Consider the following 14,983-nt stretch of genomic DNA (forward strand, 5'->3'; position numbering starts at 1 on the left):
ATCCCCGCAGGGCGTCGAACGCACTGCCGCCGAGCTCCCCGACCTCCCGACACGTTCGGCGCCCGAGGAGACACCCCGGCGCGCGCCCGACCCCGCCCCAACCGGCCCCCACGCACCCGGCCCGAGCGGCGCAGCCAACCGGCGCCCGGCCCCGGCCCAACCGGCCCCCACGCACCCGGCCCGAGCGGCGCAGCCAACCGGCACAACCGGCCCCCCGCCGACCCCGCCAGAGCGGCGCAGCCCACCGGCGCTCGGCCCTGGCACAGTCGCCCCCCGCCCGCTCGGCCTCAGGCCAACCGGCCCCCTCCCCACCCGGCCCGAGCGGCGCAGCCAAACCCGCACAACCGGCCCCCGTACCCGCCCGAGCGGCGCAGCCAACCCGCACAACCACCCGTACGGCCCAGCGGTCCCAGCGGCTAGGCCTGCGGCGACCTCGCGTCGTACCGGGCGAAGTTCCGCCACCGCAGGGCGAGCAGCCCCAGTACGAGCACGCACGCCAGCCCCCCGCCCGTGACCGCGAGGGTCGGGGAGGTCAGGTCGGCGGTGCTGCCGGCGATGAAGTCCCCGAGCCGGGGCCCGCCCGCGACGACCACGATGAAGACGCCCTGCAGGCGGCCCCGCATCTCGTCGGGCGTGGCGGCCTGGAGCATCGTGCTGCGGAACACCATCGAGACGGTGTCCGCGGCCCCGGCGAGGGCCAGGAAGAACAGCCCGAGCCACAGGTTCCGGGTGAGTCCGAACGCGGCGATGGCCAGTCCCCAGCCGGCGACGGAGAGCAGGATCGCCAGCCCGTGCCGCTGGATGCGGCCCTGCCAGCCGGAGAACAGCCCGCCCAGCAGCGCCCCGGCGGCGATCGCGGCCACCATCAGGCCGACGGTCTTCGCGTCGCCGCCGTACCAGAGCACGGCGGCGGCCGGGAACAGCGCCTTCGGCTGCGCCAGCACCATGGCGGACATGTCGGTGAAGAAGGTCATCCGGATGTTGGGCCGGGTCCCGAGGAAGCGCAGTCCGTCGACGACGGAGGCCCGGCCCCGCGCCTCCTCGGCACGGTCGGGCTTCATCGACGGCAGCCGCCACATCGCGTAGAGCGCGGCGGTGAAGGTCACGGCGTCGATCAGGTACGCCGTCTGGTAGCCGCCGACGGCGACGATCAGCCCGCCCAGCGCCGGCCCGACCATCGTGCCGAAGGTCATGGTCACGGAGTTCAGGGCATTGGCGGCGGGCAGCTGCTCGGCCGGCAGCAGCCTCGGGATCATCGCGGACCGCGCCGGTCCGGTGAGCGCCCCGCACACCGCCTGGAGGGCGACGACCCCGTACAGGAACCAGACCCGGTGGTAGTCGAGCAGTGCGGCCCCTGCGAGGGCGACCGACAGGGAGGCGGCGCCGAGGGAGCTGTAGAGGCCGAGCTTGCGCCGGTCCACGGTGTCGGCGATGGCGCCGCCGTAGAGCCCGAAGACGACGAGCGGGACGAGCGAGAAGAGCCCGACGAGTCCGACGGAGAAGCTGGACCGGGTGATGTCGTAGACCTGGAGCGAGATCGCGAGGGCCGTCATGGCCTGGCCGACCCAGGAGATCGTGCCGCCGACCCACAGCCTCCGGTAGTCCGCGGACGTGCGCAGCGGGGTGAGGTCGGCGAATATTCGCCGCCGGGGGCGGGTGGGAGCGGTCGTCGGAGGCACAGGGGATCCTAACCGCCGGCCGTTCGGCGCCCCGAGGGGTTTTTGCGTGGCTTCACACACCGGCAACAGTCGCCCCACCCGGCCCCGCGGTCCCGCCGCGGACGGCTCCTTGCCGGTAACTCGCCACTATCACCGGACATTTGACTGAATCGCCGTACGCTCCTCACCTCGTGTTCAGCTCATGATGAAAAGACTCGTATGTCCAGGGAGGCGTAGTGATCGAACCTGGCAACAGCACCACGAGCACCGGCACGACGCAGAAAACGGTGCGCCCCACCGTCCCCCTCACCGTCGGCGTCGAGGAGGAGTTCCTGCTCGTCGACGCCCGCACCTTCCGGGTGGTCCCCGCCGCCCCGCTGGTCCTCGCGACGGCCGGCGGGCTGCCGGGCGAGCTGCACCCCGAGGGCACCCGCTACCAGGTGGAGATCTCCACCCCGATAGCCCATTCCGCGGCCGCGCTGCGCACCGAACTCGCCGCCCTGCGGCGCACCCTCGGCCGGGCGGCCCGCGCCCACGGCTGCCGGCTGCTGGCCGCGCCCTCGCCGGTGGTCGCCGTGGAGGGGCCGCTGCACCTGACCGACGACGAGCCGCGCCAGCGCGAGCAGCACCGCCGCTTCGGCGCGCTCACCGACACCCTGGTCAGCTGCGGCCGGCACATCCACATCGGCACGCTCGACGTGGACACCGCCGTGGCGGTGTCCAACCGGATCAGACCGTGGCTGCCCACGCTGATCGCCCTGGCGGCCAACTCGCCGTTCTGGGGCGGCCGTGACACGGGGCATGCCAGCTGGCGGGCGATGGCCTGGTCCGGCTGGCCCTCGGCGGGGCTGCCGCCGCACTTCACGTCGACCGCCCATTTCCGGCGTTCGGTGCAGACGCTGCTCGGCTCCGGGGCGGCCCTGGACATCAAGATGGTCTATTGGGACCTCCGCCCGTCCGGGCACTGGCCGACGCTGGAGATCCGGGCGCCCGACATGTCCCCGAACATCGACTCGGCGATCCTCCAGGCCGAACTGGCCCGCGCGCTGGTCTCCACGGCCCTGCGCGAGATCGAGGAGCGGCGCCCCGAGCCGGCCGTACGGGACGACGTACTGCGCCTCGCCCGCTGGCGGGCCGCCCACGACGGACTGGAGGGCTTCGGGCTCGACCCGTACACGGGCACGGAACTCCCCGCGGCCGACCTCGCGGAGGCCCTCCTCGACCTGGTCGCACCGGACCTGGCCGCCGCCGGCGACCTCGACCACGCGGCCAAGACCCTGGCGGGCCTCCTGCGCGACGGCTCGGGCGCCCACCGCCAGCGCGTGGCCTTCGCCCGCCGCCAGGACCTGACGGACGTACTGCGCCACCTCGCGGACGAAACGGAGGATTTCTAGTCCGGGGCGCGCCCGGGAGGGCCCGCACCGGCCCGCGGGAATCCCGAAGTGACCCACAACACGCCGAAGCCGCAGGTGCGATCGTTTCTGCACCTGCGGCTCGCAGTGGGGCGGGTGGGACTCGAACCCACGGCCGACGGATTATGAGTCCGCTGCTCTAACCGGCTGAGCTACCGCCCCTTCACGGCGTGGCGCGTACACGTGTGCGCGCCGTCTGCCGCAGCATAGCCGCTCATACGATCTCCTGCCTCGGATGCCTCGCATGATCGGCTTCGCCTGTTCAGAGAGACCGCACTGAGGGCTGCCCGGTTCCCGGACGGGGCGACAAAGAAAAGAAGAGGACCCCGTGGGGCCCTCTTCTTCTTCCTTGCTCCCCCGGCTGGACTCGAACCAGCAACCCTCCGGTTAACAGCCGAATGCTCTGCCAATTGAGCTACAGGGGACCGCGCTCCCCCGACTGGACTCGAACCAGTAACCTGCCGGTTAACAGCCGGCTGCTCTGCCAATTGAGCTACAGGGGATTGCTGCGGTGCATCGAACAGCCCACCTCCGGCCTTGCCGGGGGGCGAGTGCCCGTTGCGAGTCATAGATTAGCGCAAGCAGGGGGGTGCTCCGCCAATCGGTATCGACAGCAGGCCGGGCACCACACGACGAAGGGTGGCAGGCATGCGGTACAAGGTCACGTTCGTGGTCGGACTGGCCCTCGGGTACGTGCTCGGAACCCGGGCCGGGCGCGAGCGCTACGAGCAGCTGAAGAAGTCCGCACGTGAGATCGCGCAGAACCCGGCGGTGCGCAACGCCGCCGAGACCGCGGGCCACACCGGGCGCCAGTACGCCGGCAAGGCCTTCGCCGCGGTGAGCGACAAGGTCGGCGACGCCGTGCCCGCCTCGCTGGCCGGGCGGGTACGCGGGCTGCGCGACCGGTCCGGCGGCGGCGAGGACGACTGGGGCACGAGCAACACCTGAGGCGCCCGGCGTCCACGGAGCGGGGTTCCCGGGACCGGTGAGGTTCCGGGGGCTCCGCGGCGGTCGAGACCGGCCCCGCGTGCGGCAGAATCCTCCGCATGGGGATAGTCGCCGGGCTGGACAGCTCTTCCGCCTTCACACGCATCGTCGTCTGTGACACCGAGACCGGCGCCGTGCTGCGCCAGGGGTACGCACCCCATCCGCAGCCCACGGGCGAACCCGACGGCGCCAGCCCCCACGAGACCGATCCACAGGCCTGGCTGCTCTCCCTCGGCGAGGCCGCCGGCGGCGGGCTCCTCGAAGGGGTCCAGGCCATAGGGGTCTCCGCGCAGCAGCACGGCCTGCTGCCGCTGGACCCGCAGGGCGGCCTGGTCCGCCCCGCCCTCGTCGGCAACGACAAGCGCCCCCAGGTCGCCGCCGTCGACCTCACCGAAGCGCTCGGCGGCCGGCAGGCCTGGACCGAGGCCGTGGGCTCGGTCCCGCACGCCGCGCAGCCCGTCGCGAAGCTCGCCTGGCTGGCCCGCAACGAACCCGAGGCGGCCCGCCGCGTGGCCGTGCTCATGTCCCCGCACGACTGGCTGGTCTGGCAGCTGCTGGGCCGGCCCGCCCGCCGGACCACCGACCGGGGCGGCGCCTCGGGCACCGGGTACTGGTCGGCGGCCTCCGGGTCCTGGCGGCCCGACCTGGTGGAGCTGGCGCTCGGGCACCGGGCGCTGCTGCCCGAGGTGCTCGGCCCGGCCGACACCGCCGGGACCACGCCCGAGGGGCTGCTCATATCCGCCGGCACCGGCGAGACGATGGCGGCCGCGCTCGGGCTGGGGCTGGGCCCCGGCGACGCGGTGGTCTCACTCGGCGCCTCCGGTTCGGTGATGGCGGTGCACCACGAGGCGCTGTCGGAGCCGGGCGGACTGATCACATCCCTGGCCGACGCCACCGGCATGCACCTGCCCGTGGTGAACACCTCCAATGCCGTACGGGCCCTGCGCGGCACCGCCGAGCTGCTCGGCACCGATCTGGAAGGGCTCTCCGAGCTCGCTCTGAAGTCGACGCCGGGCGCGCACGGCCTCGTACTCCTGCCGTACCTGGAGGGTGAGCGGACGCCGAACCTGCCGCACACCGCCGGGACCCTGTCCGGGCTGCGCCGGGACTCGATGAAGCCGGAGCACCTGGCCCGGGCCGCATTCGAGGGCATGCTCTGCGGGCTGGTGGACGCGCTGGACGTGCTGCGCTCGCGCGGGGTCGAGATCCGCCGGGTGTTCCTGCTGGGCGCGGCGGCCGAGCTGCCCGCCGTACAGGCCGCGGCTCCCGGGCTGTTCGGGACGCAGGTCGTCGTACCGGCGCCGGCGGACTACGCGGCGCTGGGCGCGGCGCGGCAGGCGGCCTGGGCGCTGGGCGTGGCGCAGGGCACGCTGTCCCCGCACACCCCGCCGGTCTGGCCGGCCCCGGCGGCGCAGGTCTTCGAGCCGGGTGAGGAGTTCCCGGCGTGGCAGGCGGTGCGCCAGCAGTACATCGCGACGCGTGAGCAGATCCACCCCGGGGCGTTCCAGGGGGCGTGAGGGGCGCGGCCGCGTTCGCGGACCCAGGTCCGCGCCCGGCGGCCTACTCCTTTTGACCGCCCTTTGCGAAATCCGCTGGGGATCGATGGGCCGGTTGGCCCAAGATGGGGTGAACCCCCTCGATCATGCCGACCGGAGCCTGCGCGTGCTCATACGACTTCTGCGGACCCATCTGGGTCCGTACCGGAAACCCATCACGGTGCTGGTCCTGCTGCAGCTGCTGCAGACCAGCGCCAGCCTCTACCTGCCCACCCTCAACGCCGACATCATCGACACGGGTGTAGTCAACGGTGACACCGGCTACATCCTCCGCTTCGGCGCCCTGATGCTCGGCGTCTCGCTCGTCCAGCTCGTCTGCAACGTCGGAGCCGTCTACTACGGCGCCCGGACGGCGGCGGCCGTCGGGCGGGACATCCGCGCGGCCGTCTTCGACCGCGTGCAGAGCTTCTCCGCACGGGAGCTCGGCCAGTTCGGCGCCCCGTCCCTGATCACCCGTACGACGAACGACGTCCAGCAGGTCCAGATGCTGGTGCTGATGACGTTCACCCTGATGGTCTCGGCCCCGATCATGTGCGTCGGCGGCATCGCCATGGCGCTGTCGCTGGACGTGAAGCTGTCGGGCGTCCTGCTCGCCGTGGTCCCGGTGCTCGGGATCTCGGTCGGCGCCATCGTCTTCAAGACGCGGCCGCTGTTCCGCCTGATGCAGGACCGCCTGGACACCGTGAACCGGGTGCTGCGCGAGCAGATCACCGGCAACCGGGTGATCCGGGCCTTCGTCCGCGACGACTACGAGAAGGACCGTTTCCGCGAGGCCAACGCCGACCTGACCGGCGTCTCGCTGGCCTCCGGCAAGCTCCTGGCGTACATGTTCCCCACGGTCATCGTGGTCGTGAACATCTCCAGCGTCGCCGTCATCTGGTTCGGCGCGATGCGCGTCGACAGCGGCGGCATGGAGATCGGCCAGCTGACGGCCTTCCTGGCCTACCTGATGCAGATCGTCATGTCCGTGATGATGGCCACCTTCATGTTCATGATGGTGCCGCGCGCCGAGGTCTGCGCGGAGCGCATCCAGGAGGTCCTGGACACGGAGTCGAGCGTGGTGCCGCCCACCGACCCGGTGCGCGAACTCGCCCGCCGCGGGCGGCTGGAGCTGCGCGGCGCGGACTTCCGCTACCCGGGCGCCGAGGCCCCGGTGCTGCGCGGGGTGGACCTGGTGGCCCGCCCCGGCGAGACCACGGCGGTGATCGGCTCCACCGGAAGCGGCAAGTCCACGCTGCTGGGCCTGGTTCCGCGGCTGTTCGACGCGACCGGCGGCGACGTGCTGGTCGACGGGGAGGACGTACGCCGGCTCGACCCGGAGCTGCTGGCCCAGACGGTCGGCATGGTTCCGCAGAAGCCCTACCTGTTCTCCGGCACCATCGCCTCCAACCTGCGCTACGGGCGCCCGGACGCGAGTGACGAAGAGCTGTGGGAGGCGCTGGAGGTGGCGCAGGCCAAGGAGTTCGTGTCCGCGCTGGAGGGGGGCCTGGAGGCCCCCGTCACCCAGGGCGGAACCAATGTCTCCGGCGGCCAGCGCCAGCGTCTGGCCATCGCCCGCACCCTCGTGCAGCGCCCGGAGATCTACCTGTTCGACGATTCCTTCTCGGCCCTGGACTACGCGACGGACGCGGCGCTGCGCGCGGCGCTCGCCCGCGAGACCGAGGACGCGACGGTGGTCATCGTCGCCCAGCGGGTCTCCACGATCCGCGACGCCGACCGGATCATCGTCCTGGACGAGGGCCGGGTGGTGGGTGAGGGGCGCCACCACGAGCTGATGGCCGGCAACGAGACCTACCGGGAGATCGTGCTCTCCCAGCTGACGGAGGCGGAGGCCGCATGAGCGGGCCCGGAGGACGAATGATGATGGGGCCGGCCGCTCGGTCCATGGACTTCAAGGGCTCGGGCAAGCGGCTGCTGGGCCAGATCGCGCACGACCGCGCCAAGATCTGGGGCATGGTCGCGGCCGTGGTCGGCAGCGTCGGCTGCGCGGTGGTCGGCCCGAAGATCCTCGGTGAGGCCACCGACCTGGTCTTCGCCGGGATCGTGGGCCGGGAGATGCCGGCCGGGACCACGAAGCAGCAGGCCCTGGACGGGCTGCGCGCTCGGGGTCAGGACGGCATGGCGGACATGCTGGCCGGCACCGACTTCACCCCGGGGCAGGGCATCGACTTCGGTGCCGTCGGGGTCGTGGCGATCTGGGCGCTGGTGGTCTTCACCCTGGCGGGCCTGCTGATGCTGGTCGCGACCCGGCTGTCGAACCACGTCATGAACGGCACCGTCTACCGGATGCGCGAGGAGCTCCAGGCGAAGCTGTCGCGGCTGCCGCTGTCGTACTTCGACCAGCAGAAGCGCGGCGAGGTGCTGAGCCGGGCCACCAACGACATCGACAACATCGGCCAGACGCTCCAGCAGACGATGGGTCAGCTGCTGAACTCGCTGCTGACGATCGTCGGCGTGCTCGTGATGATGTTCTGGATCTCGCCGCTGCTGGCGCTGGTCGCGCTGGCGACCGTACCGCTGTCGATCTACGTCGCGGCGAAGATCGGCAAGAAGTCGCAGCCGCAGTTCGTGGCGCAGTGGAAGTCGACCGGAGCGCTCAACGCCCACATCGAGGAGATGTACTCGGGGCACAACCTGGTGAAGGTCTTCGGCCGGCAGAAGGAGTCCGCGGCCGTCTTCGCCGAGCAGAACGAGGCGCTCTACCGGGCCTCGTTCAAGGCGCAGCTGGTCAGCGGCATCATGCAGCCGGTGATGTTCTTCATCTCGAACATCAACTACGTGCTGATAGCCGTCGTCGGCGGGCTGCGGGTCGCCTCCGGCACCCTGTCGATCGGTGACGTGCAGGCCTTCATCCAGTACTCGCGGCAGTTCTCGATGCCGCTGACGCAGGTCGCCTCGATGGCGAACCTCGTGCAGTCCGGTGTCGCCTCGGCGGAGCGGGTCTACGAGCTGCTGGACGCGTCGGAGCAGGAGGCGGACGCCGAGGTTCCGGAGCGTCCGGAGGAGCTGCGCGGCCAGGTCACCTTCGACAAGGTGGCCTTCCGCTACGAGCCGGACAAGCCGCTGATCGACCACCTCTCGCTGTCGGTCGAGCCGGGCCAGACGGTCGCGATCGTCGGCCCGACGGGCGCCGGCAAGACGACGCTCGTGAACCTCTTGATGCGGTTCTACGAGGTCACGGGCGGGGAGATCGCCCTCGACGGGGTGGACATCGCGAAGATGACGCGCGAGGAACTGCGCGGCGGCATCGGCATGGTGCTCCAGGACACCTGGCTGTTCGGCGGCACCATCGCGGAGAACATCGCCTACGGCGCCTCGCGCGAAGTCACGCGCGCCGAGATCGAGGAGGCGGCGCGGGCCGCGCACGCGGACCGTTTCATCCGCACCCTGCCGGACGGCTACGACACCGTGCTGGACGACGAGGGCGCGGGCGTCAGCGCGGGCGAGAAGCAGCTGATCACCATAGCCCGGGCGTTCCTGTCGGACCCGGTGATCCTGGTGCTCGACGAGGCGACGAGCTCGGTGGACACCCGTACCGAGGTGCTGATCCAGAAGGCGATGGCGCGGCTCGCGCACGGCCGTACGTCCTTCGTGATCGCGCACCGGCTCTCCACGATCCGCGACGCGGACGTGATCCTGGTGATGGAGAGCGGCTCGATCGTGGAACAGGGCACGCACGAGGAGCTGCTGGCCTCGGACGGCGCGTACGCGCGGCTGTACGCGGCGCAGTTCGCGCAGGCGGTCGCCGAGGTCGACTAGGCGCTCGCTCCCGTGCACCGCACCGCGGAGGGGCACTCGGGTACGGACGTACCCGGGTGCCCCGACACCCCGGCGTTCACGGCGCGACGGCGTGGCTAGCATGACGGCATGGCATTGGACGACGTGGTGATACGCCCGGCCCGGGCGGAGGACGAGCGCGAGATCCTGGAGCTGCACCGGTCGGCATGGTCGCGCGTGAGCGAACCCGGCCCCAAGCGCCCGGCCGACGCGGCCGTCTTCGACGAGCGGCATCCCGTGGAGAACTTCCTCGTCGCGGAACACGGCCGGAGGATCGTCGGGTACATCGCCCAGGCCCCGGCCAGCCCCCTCGCATCCAACCGGCACGTCCGTCACATCCAAGGACTGGCGGTCCTCCCATCCGCCCGCGGCGGCGGAGTGGGGCAGGCCCTCGTCGAGGCCGCTTGCGCCGCCGCCCGGACCGGTGGTGCCCGCCGTATGACCCTGCGCGTGCTCGGCCACAACGAGCCGGCGCGGCAGCTCTACCGGCGGTGCGGCTTCGCGGTGGTCGGTGTCCTGCCCGAGGAGTTCCTGCTGGACGGGGCCTATGTCGACGACGTCTGGATGAGCCGGAGCCTGACCGGTCCCCACGGGGCCGCGCAGCCGTAGCCGGGGCCGTAGCCGGGGCAACGGGGCGGGGGCGCCTGGCGGGGCGCCCCCTGGCGCGTCAGTCCAGGTAGCCCCTGAGCTGGTCGGCGAAGGCGTGGTCGCGGAGCTTGTTGAGGGTCTTGGACTCGATCTGACGGATCCGCTCGCGGGTCACGCCGAAGATCCGGCCGATCTCCTCCAGGGTGCGCGGCCGCCCGTCGGCGAGGCCGTAGCGCAGCTGCACGACCTTGCGCTCGCGTTCGCCGAGGGTCGACAGGACCGCTTCCAGGTGCTCGCGCAGCAGGAAGAACGCGGCGGACTCCACGGGGGAGGCGGCGTCCCCGTCCTCGATGAGGTCGCCGAGGGCGACGTCGTCCTCCTCGCCGACCGGCGCGTGCAGGGAGACCGGTTCCTGGGCGAGGCGGAGCACTTCCATGACCCGCTCGGGGGTCAACTCCAGGTGGACGGCGACCTCTTCGGCGGTGGGCTCGTACCCGCGCTCCTGGAGCATGCGGCGCTGGACCCGCACGACGCGGTTGATCAGCTCGACGACGTGGACGGGCACGCGGATGGTCCGGGCCTGGTCGGCGAGGGCCCGGGACATCGCCTGCCGGATCCACCAGGTGGCGTAGGTGGAGAACTTGTACCCGCGGGCGTAGTCGAACTTCTCAACGGCCCGGATGAGCCCGAGGTTCCCCTCCTGCACGAGGTCGAGCATGGTGAGCCCGCGGCCCACGTAGCGCTTCGCGACGGAGACGACGAGCCGCAGGTTCGACTCGATGAGCCGGCGTTTGGCCATCCGCCCCATGACGACGAGCTTGTCGAGATCGAGGGCGAGCCGGGAGTCGAGATCGGGGGTGTTGCCGAGCTTTTCCTCGGCGAACAGCCCTGCTTCGACGCGCCGTGCGAGGTCCACCTCCTCGGCGGCGGTCAGCAGGGGGATCCTGCCTATCTCGCGGAGGTACTGCCGGAACAGATCGGCGGAGGGACCCGCTCCGCCCCCGCCGTCGCTGTTGCTGCGCCTGCGCGGCGCGGGCACCGGATCGATCAGCTCCAGTACCTCGGGCTCTTCGTCCACGGCCTTGGCCTCCGAGGACTCGCTCACGTTCACGGTCAGGGTCCGGGTCTGCACGGGGGCGACCTCCAGGGCTCCGAGGACGGGGGCACCGCCTTCAGTGTGGGGTACGACACATCGCGGCCACGAGGGGCGTGCGAGCACTTTCTGAGTCCGGTGCGTGACCGGATGGTTACCCCCCGGCGAGAACCCCGATGCGGATCGGACGCATGTCCGAGATGATCGGCTCCATGTCTGAGTACGAAACCCACGTGACGGTGCGCTGCGCGGACGCGGCGGCGCTGGACCGCCTCGACGCGTGGGCCCGGGCGCGGGATCTGAAGGTCACTCACATCGTGCTGGCCCGGGGCCGGATGGTGTCCCAGCCGATGCTGACGCTGCGGGACCGCACGAGCCACGAGAGCCTGGTCCCGCAGCTGCGGGCGGCCGGCTTCGACCCGGTGCGCGTCAAGGTGGAGACGGTCCCGTGGACCACGGACCCGCCGGGCCCGGGCGGCGGCTACTTCGAGCACCACCTCAAACTGCGGCTCCCGGCGGACTTCGACCGCGCGGCCCTGGAGTCCCTGGTGACCCCGCACGGCGCCCACCTGTCGTGGAACGCCCGCCGCGCTCTGCCTGGCGGCGGCCACGAACGGTTCGTGACGCAGCGGTGGCGGGGGACGGCGGCCGGGGCGACGGCGGCGTGCGACGCGCTGGTCGCGGCGCTCGGCTCGGCCGGGTACGAAATCCGCTCGGAGGAGCGGGAGTTCGTGCTGTACGACAGCGACCTGTCGGTGGACGACGGGTGGATCGTGGAAGGGGCGACGGCATGACCGGGACGAGTGGGCAGGACGCGGCCAAGGTCGACTGGAGGCGGCGCCAGTACGAACTGCCGCGTACCTCCACGGCCGGGCTGGATGCCGCGGGCACCGGGGACCGGGTCTTCGACCCGGCGCTCAAGCACTTCGCCGACGGCTACCGGATCACCGACTCGGCGGTGGCTCCCGCGCTGCGGCCCGCATGGCAGGCCGCCCGCCGCACGGCGCTCGACGTGGTCGCCCGCGGGGTCGCCCGGTCCGGGTGGGCGGACTCAGTGGTGCTGCGCGGCAGCATGCTCATGTCCGGGTGGTTCGGGGCGGCGGCGCGGGAGCCGCACGACCTGGACTTCGTGGTCGTGCCCCAGGACTGGGGGATCGAGGAGCCGCGGACGGAGCGGATGCTGACGGCCGTCGCGGAGGCGGCCGGGCGGGCCGCCTCCGAACACGGCGGGCTGGTGATCACCGCCGACGCGGCGGTGGCCGAGGACATCTGGACCTACGAGCGCGTCCCCGGCCGCCGGCTGGTCCTGCCGTGGTCCGCCCCGGGACTGCCCGGAGGCCAGGTCCAGCTGGACTTCGTCTTCAACGAGCCGCTTCCGGTCCCGCCGCGGACGGCGGAGGTCGCGGGAGTGCCGCTGCGGGCGGCGACCCCCGAACTCTCCCTGGCCTGGAAGCTCGTGTGGCTCGCCACCGACTCCTACCCGCAGGGCAAGGACCTCTACGACGCGGTCCTGCTCGCGGAGCGGTGCACGGCTCCGTACGAGCTGGTCCACACGGTGTTCCGGGAGTCGGGCGAGTTCTTCCCGCCCGTCCCGTGGGTCCGGAAGCTGGACCTGGACGCCTTCTGCGAGGTCAAGTGGGCCGACTGGGACACCTTCCGGTCGGAGTACCCGGGGCTCCCGGGCTCCGCCGGGTCTTACGCCGAGCGGCTGCTGACGGCGCTGGCGCCGACCTTCGCGGACGCCCCCTGATCAGGCCGGCTCCACGCGGACCGCGCAGACCTTGAACTCCGGCATCCGGGAGACCGGGTCGAGGGCCGGGTTGGTCAGGGTGTTGGCGCGGCCCTCGCCCGGCCAGTGGAAGGGCATGAAGACCGTGTCCGCGCGGATGGTGTCGGTGATCCGGGCCGGGGCCACCGCGCGACCTCGGCGGGAGGTCACGGCGAGGGGGCTGCCGTCGACCGCGCCGATGCGCGCGGCGAGGCGCGGGTGGAGTTCCACGAAGGGGCCGGGGGCGGCCGCGTTGAGCTCGTCCACCCGCCGGGTCTGGGCGCCGGACTGGTACTGGGCGACCACGCGCCCTGTGGTGAGCAGCACCGGGTACTCGGCGTCGGGGACCTCGTCGGCGTCGCGGTGGGAGACGGGGACGAAGCGGGCCCGGCCGTCGTCGGTGGCGAAGCGGTCCAGGAAGAGGCGTTCGGTGCCCGCGGAGCCTTCGGGGCAGGGCCAGAAGACGCCCTGTTCGGCCTCGATGCGGGCGTAGGTGATGCCCGAGTAGTCGGCCGGGCCGCCGGCGGAGGCGCGGCGCAGTTCCTCGAAGACCTCCTCCGGTGCGGTCGGGAAGCCCTTCTCGATGCCCATGCGGGCGGCGAGCCCGTGGAGGACGTCGAGGTCGGAGCGGACGCCCGGGGGCGGGGTCAGGGCGCGGCGGCGGAGCAGGACGCGGCCTTCGAGGTTGGTGGTGGTGCCGGTCTCCTCGGCCCACTGGGTGACCGGGAGGACCACGTCGGCGAGGGCGGCGGTCTCGGAGAGGACGACGTCGGCGACCGCGAGGAAGTCCAGGGAGCGGATGCGGTCCTCGATGTGGGCGGCGCGGGGGGCCGAGACCACCGGGTTGGAGCCCATCAGGAGCAGGGCCCGGACGTCCGTGCCGAGGGCGTCGAGGAGTTCGTAGGCGCTGCGGCCGGGGCCGGGGAGGTCGTCGGGGTCGACGCCCCAGACCTCCGCCACGTGCGCGCGGGCCGCGGGGTCGGTGAGCTTGCGGTAGCCGGGGAGCTGGTCGGCCTTCTGGCCGTGCTCGCGGCCGCCCTGGCCGTTGCCCTGCCCTGTGAGGCAGCCGTAGCCGGAGAGCGGGCGGCCGGCCCGGCCGGTGGCCAGGCAGAGGTTGATCCAGGCGCCGACGGTGTCGGTGCCCTTGGACTGCTGCTCGGGGCCGCGGGCGGTGAGGACCATGGCGTTTTCGGGGGCGCAGAACAGGGCGACGGCCTCGCGGAGCTTGGGCACGGGGACGCCGGTGATGCGTTCCACCAGCTCGGGCCAGTGGGCCATGGCGGCCGCCCGGGCCTCCTCCCAGCCGGTGGTGCGGGCGGCGATGAACTCCTCGTCCGTACGCCCCTGCGCGACGACCAGGTGCAGCAGGCCGAGGGCGAGCGCGAGGTCGGTGCCGGGGCGGGGCGCGAGGTGCAGGTCGGCCTGGTCGGCGGTGCGGGTGCGGCGCGGGTCGATGACGATCAGGGTGCCGCCGGCCGCCTTGAGTTCGGTGAGGTAGCGCAGGGCGGGCGGCATGGTCTCGGCCAGGTTCGAGCCGACGAGGATCACGCAGCCGGTGCGCGGGATGTCCTCCAGCGGGAAGGGCAGCCCGCGGTCGAGCCCGAAGGCCCGCTGGTGCGCGGCGGCGGCCGAGGACATGCAGAACCGGCCGTTGTAGTCGATCTGCGAAGTGCGCAGGGCGACGCGGGCGAACTTGCCGAGTGCGTACGCCTTCTCGTTGGTGAGCCCGCCGCCGCCGAAGACGCCGACCGCGTCCGGGCCGTACGCGCGGCCCGTGCGGGCGAGGCCCTCGGCGACGGCGTCGAGGGCCTCCTCCCAGGTGGCCGGCTCCAGCCGCCCGGCGTGGGTGCGGACGAGCGGGCCGGTCAGGCGCACCCGGGAGGAGAGCACGGCGGGGGCGGTGCGGCCCTTGCCGCACAGCGCGCCCCGGTTCACGGGGAAGTCGGCCCGCTCCTCCACCGTCACACCCGAGCCGCCCTGCCCGGGGCGCAGGTTCATCCCGCACTGCAGCGCGCAGTACGGGCAGTGCGTGGCGGTGGCCGGCTCCGAGGTGTGCATGCCGACCAGGCTGCGCCGCCGGTGTTACACGGACCGCAGTCCCGCGTTACGGGCCGGGATGCTCTGCCTCAGCGCGGCCCGGCGGC

General features: G+C 72.6%; 11 protein-coding genes and 3 tRNA genes. 8 read left to right on the plus strand and 6 right to left on the minus strand.

What is annotated here, in order from left to right; all coding sequences use genetic code 11:
• Positions 1-416: 416 nt before the first annotated feature.
• The gene (locus AB0D29_RS06850; protein WP_362852524.1) at positions 417-1,679 is read right to left on the minus strand and encodes an MFS transporter; all 1,263 of its coding nucleotides are present in this window, start codon (positions 1,677-1,679) and stop codon (positions 417-419) included.
• A gap of 215 nt (positions 1,680-1,894) precedes the next feature.
• Between AB0D29_RS06850 and AB0D29_RS06855 the strand changes: the two genes are divergently transcribed.
• Positions 1,895-3,052, plus strand: a complete 1,158-nt coding sequence (locus AB0D29_RS06855; RefSeq protein ID WP_362811747.1) for a glutamate--cysteine ligase — start codon at positions 1,895-1,897, stop codon at positions 3,050-3,052.
• Positions 3,053-3,158: 106 nt separating this feature from the next.
• Here the strand turns inward: AB0D29_RS06855 and AB0D29_RS06860 are convergent.
• The 3 genes from AB0D29_RS06860 to AB0D29_RS06870 all read right to left on the minus strand — a co-directional run bounded on the left by AB0D29_RS06860 (position 3,159) and on the right by AB0D29_RS06870 (position 3,573).
• A tRNA-Ile gene (locus AB0D29_RS06860) sits at positions 3,159-3,232 on the minus strand.
• A 190-nt stretch (positions 3,233-3,422) separates the two neighbouring features.
• A tRNA-Asn gene (locus AB0D29_RS06865) sits at positions 3,423-3,495 on the minus strand.
• 5 nt (positions 3,496-3,500) lie between these two features.
• A tRNA-Asn gene (locus AB0D29_RS06870) sits at positions 3,501-3,573 on the minus strand.
• Between the two features lie 145 nt (positions 3,574-3,718).
• Here AB0D29_RS06870 and AB0D29_RS06875 point away from each other — a divergent pair.
• The 5 genes from AB0D29_RS06875 to AB0D29_RS06895 all read left to right on the plus strand — a co-directional run bounded on the left by AB0D29_RS06875 (position 3,719) and on the right by AB0D29_RS06895 (position 9,999).
• Positions 3,719-4,018, plus strand: a complete 300-nt coding sequence (locus AB0D29_RS06875; RefSeq protein ID WP_362852525.1) for a YtxH domain-containing protein — start codon at positions 3,719-3,721, stop codon at positions 4,016-4,018.
• 98 nt (positions 4,019-4,116) lie between these two features.
• On the plus strand, positions 4,117-5,574 hold the full coding sequence (locus tag AB0D29_RS06880) for an FGGY family carbohydrate kinase (protein ID WP_362852526.1): 1,458 nt from the start codon (positions 4,117-4,119) through the stop codon (positions 5,572-5,574).
• A gap of 145 nt (positions 5,575-5,719) precedes the next feature.
• A complete protein-coding gene (locus tag AB0D29_RS06885; protein WP_362852527.1) occupies positions 5,720-7,453 on the plus strand; it encodes an ABC transporter ATP-binding protein in 1,734 nt (577 codons plus the stop codon).
• Positions 7,450-9,372 carry an ABC transporter ATP-binding protein gene (locus AB0D29_RS06890; RefSeq protein ID WP_362852528.1) on the plus strand — a complete coding sequence of 641 codons (1,923 nt, stop codon included), beginning with the start codon at positions 7,450-7,452 and terminating at the stop codon, positions 9,370-9,372. The genes AB0D29_RS06885 and AB0D29_RS06890 overlap by 4 nt, the downstream gene beginning before the upstream one ends.
• Positions 9,373-9,480: 108 nt before the next feature.
• Positions 9,481-9,999 carry a GNAT family N-acetyltransferase gene (locus AB0D29_RS06895; RefSeq protein WP_362852529.1) on the plus strand — a complete coding sequence of 173 codons (519 nt, stop codon included), beginning with the start codon at positions 9,481-9,483 and terminating at the stop codon, positions 9,997-9,999.
• A 58-nt stretch (positions 10,000-10,057) separates the two neighbouring features.
• On the opposite strand, the gene AB0D29_RS06900 is transcribed toward AB0D29_RS06895, so the two are convergent.
• Positions 10,058-11,110, minus strand: a complete 1,053-nt coding sequence (locus AB0D29_RS06900; RefSeq protein ID WP_351298770.1) for an RNA polymerase sigma factor — start codon at positions 11,108-11,110, stop codon at positions 10,058-10,060.
• A gap of 173 nt (positions 11,111-11,283) precedes the next feature.
• On the opposite strand from AB0D29_RS06900, the gene AB0D29_RS06905 reads away from it, so the two are divergent.
• Entirely contained in the window at positions 11,284-11,865 is a 582-nt protein-coding gene (locus AB0D29_RS06905; protein ID WP_362852530.1) for a hypothetical protein, read from the plus strand.
• Positions 11,862-12,821 carry a nucleotidyl transferase AbiEii/AbiGii toxin family protein gene (locus AB0D29_RS06910; RefSeq protein WP_362852531.1) on the plus strand — a complete coding sequence of 320 codons (960 nt, stop codon included), beginning with the start codon at positions 11,862-11,864 and terminating at the stop codon, positions 12,819-12,821. Before AB0D29_RS06905 ends, AB0D29_RS06910 begins: the two co-directional genes overlap by 4 nt.
• Here AB0D29_RS06910 and AB0D29_RS06915 read toward each other — a convergent pair whose 3' ends face one another.
• Positions 12,822-14,897 (minus strand): molybdopterin oxidoreductase family protein, encoded by a 2,076-nt coding sequence (locus AB0D29_RS06915; protein WP_362852532.1) that lies wholly within the window; start codon positions 14,895-14,897, stop codon positions 12,822-12,824.
• Positions 14,898-14,983 lie beyond the last annotated feature (86 nt).

Source organism: Streptomyces sp. NPDC048424, assembly GCF_040651555.1.
Lineage (GTDB): Bacteria > Actinomycetota > Actinomycetes > Streptomycetales > Streptomycetaceae > Streptomyces.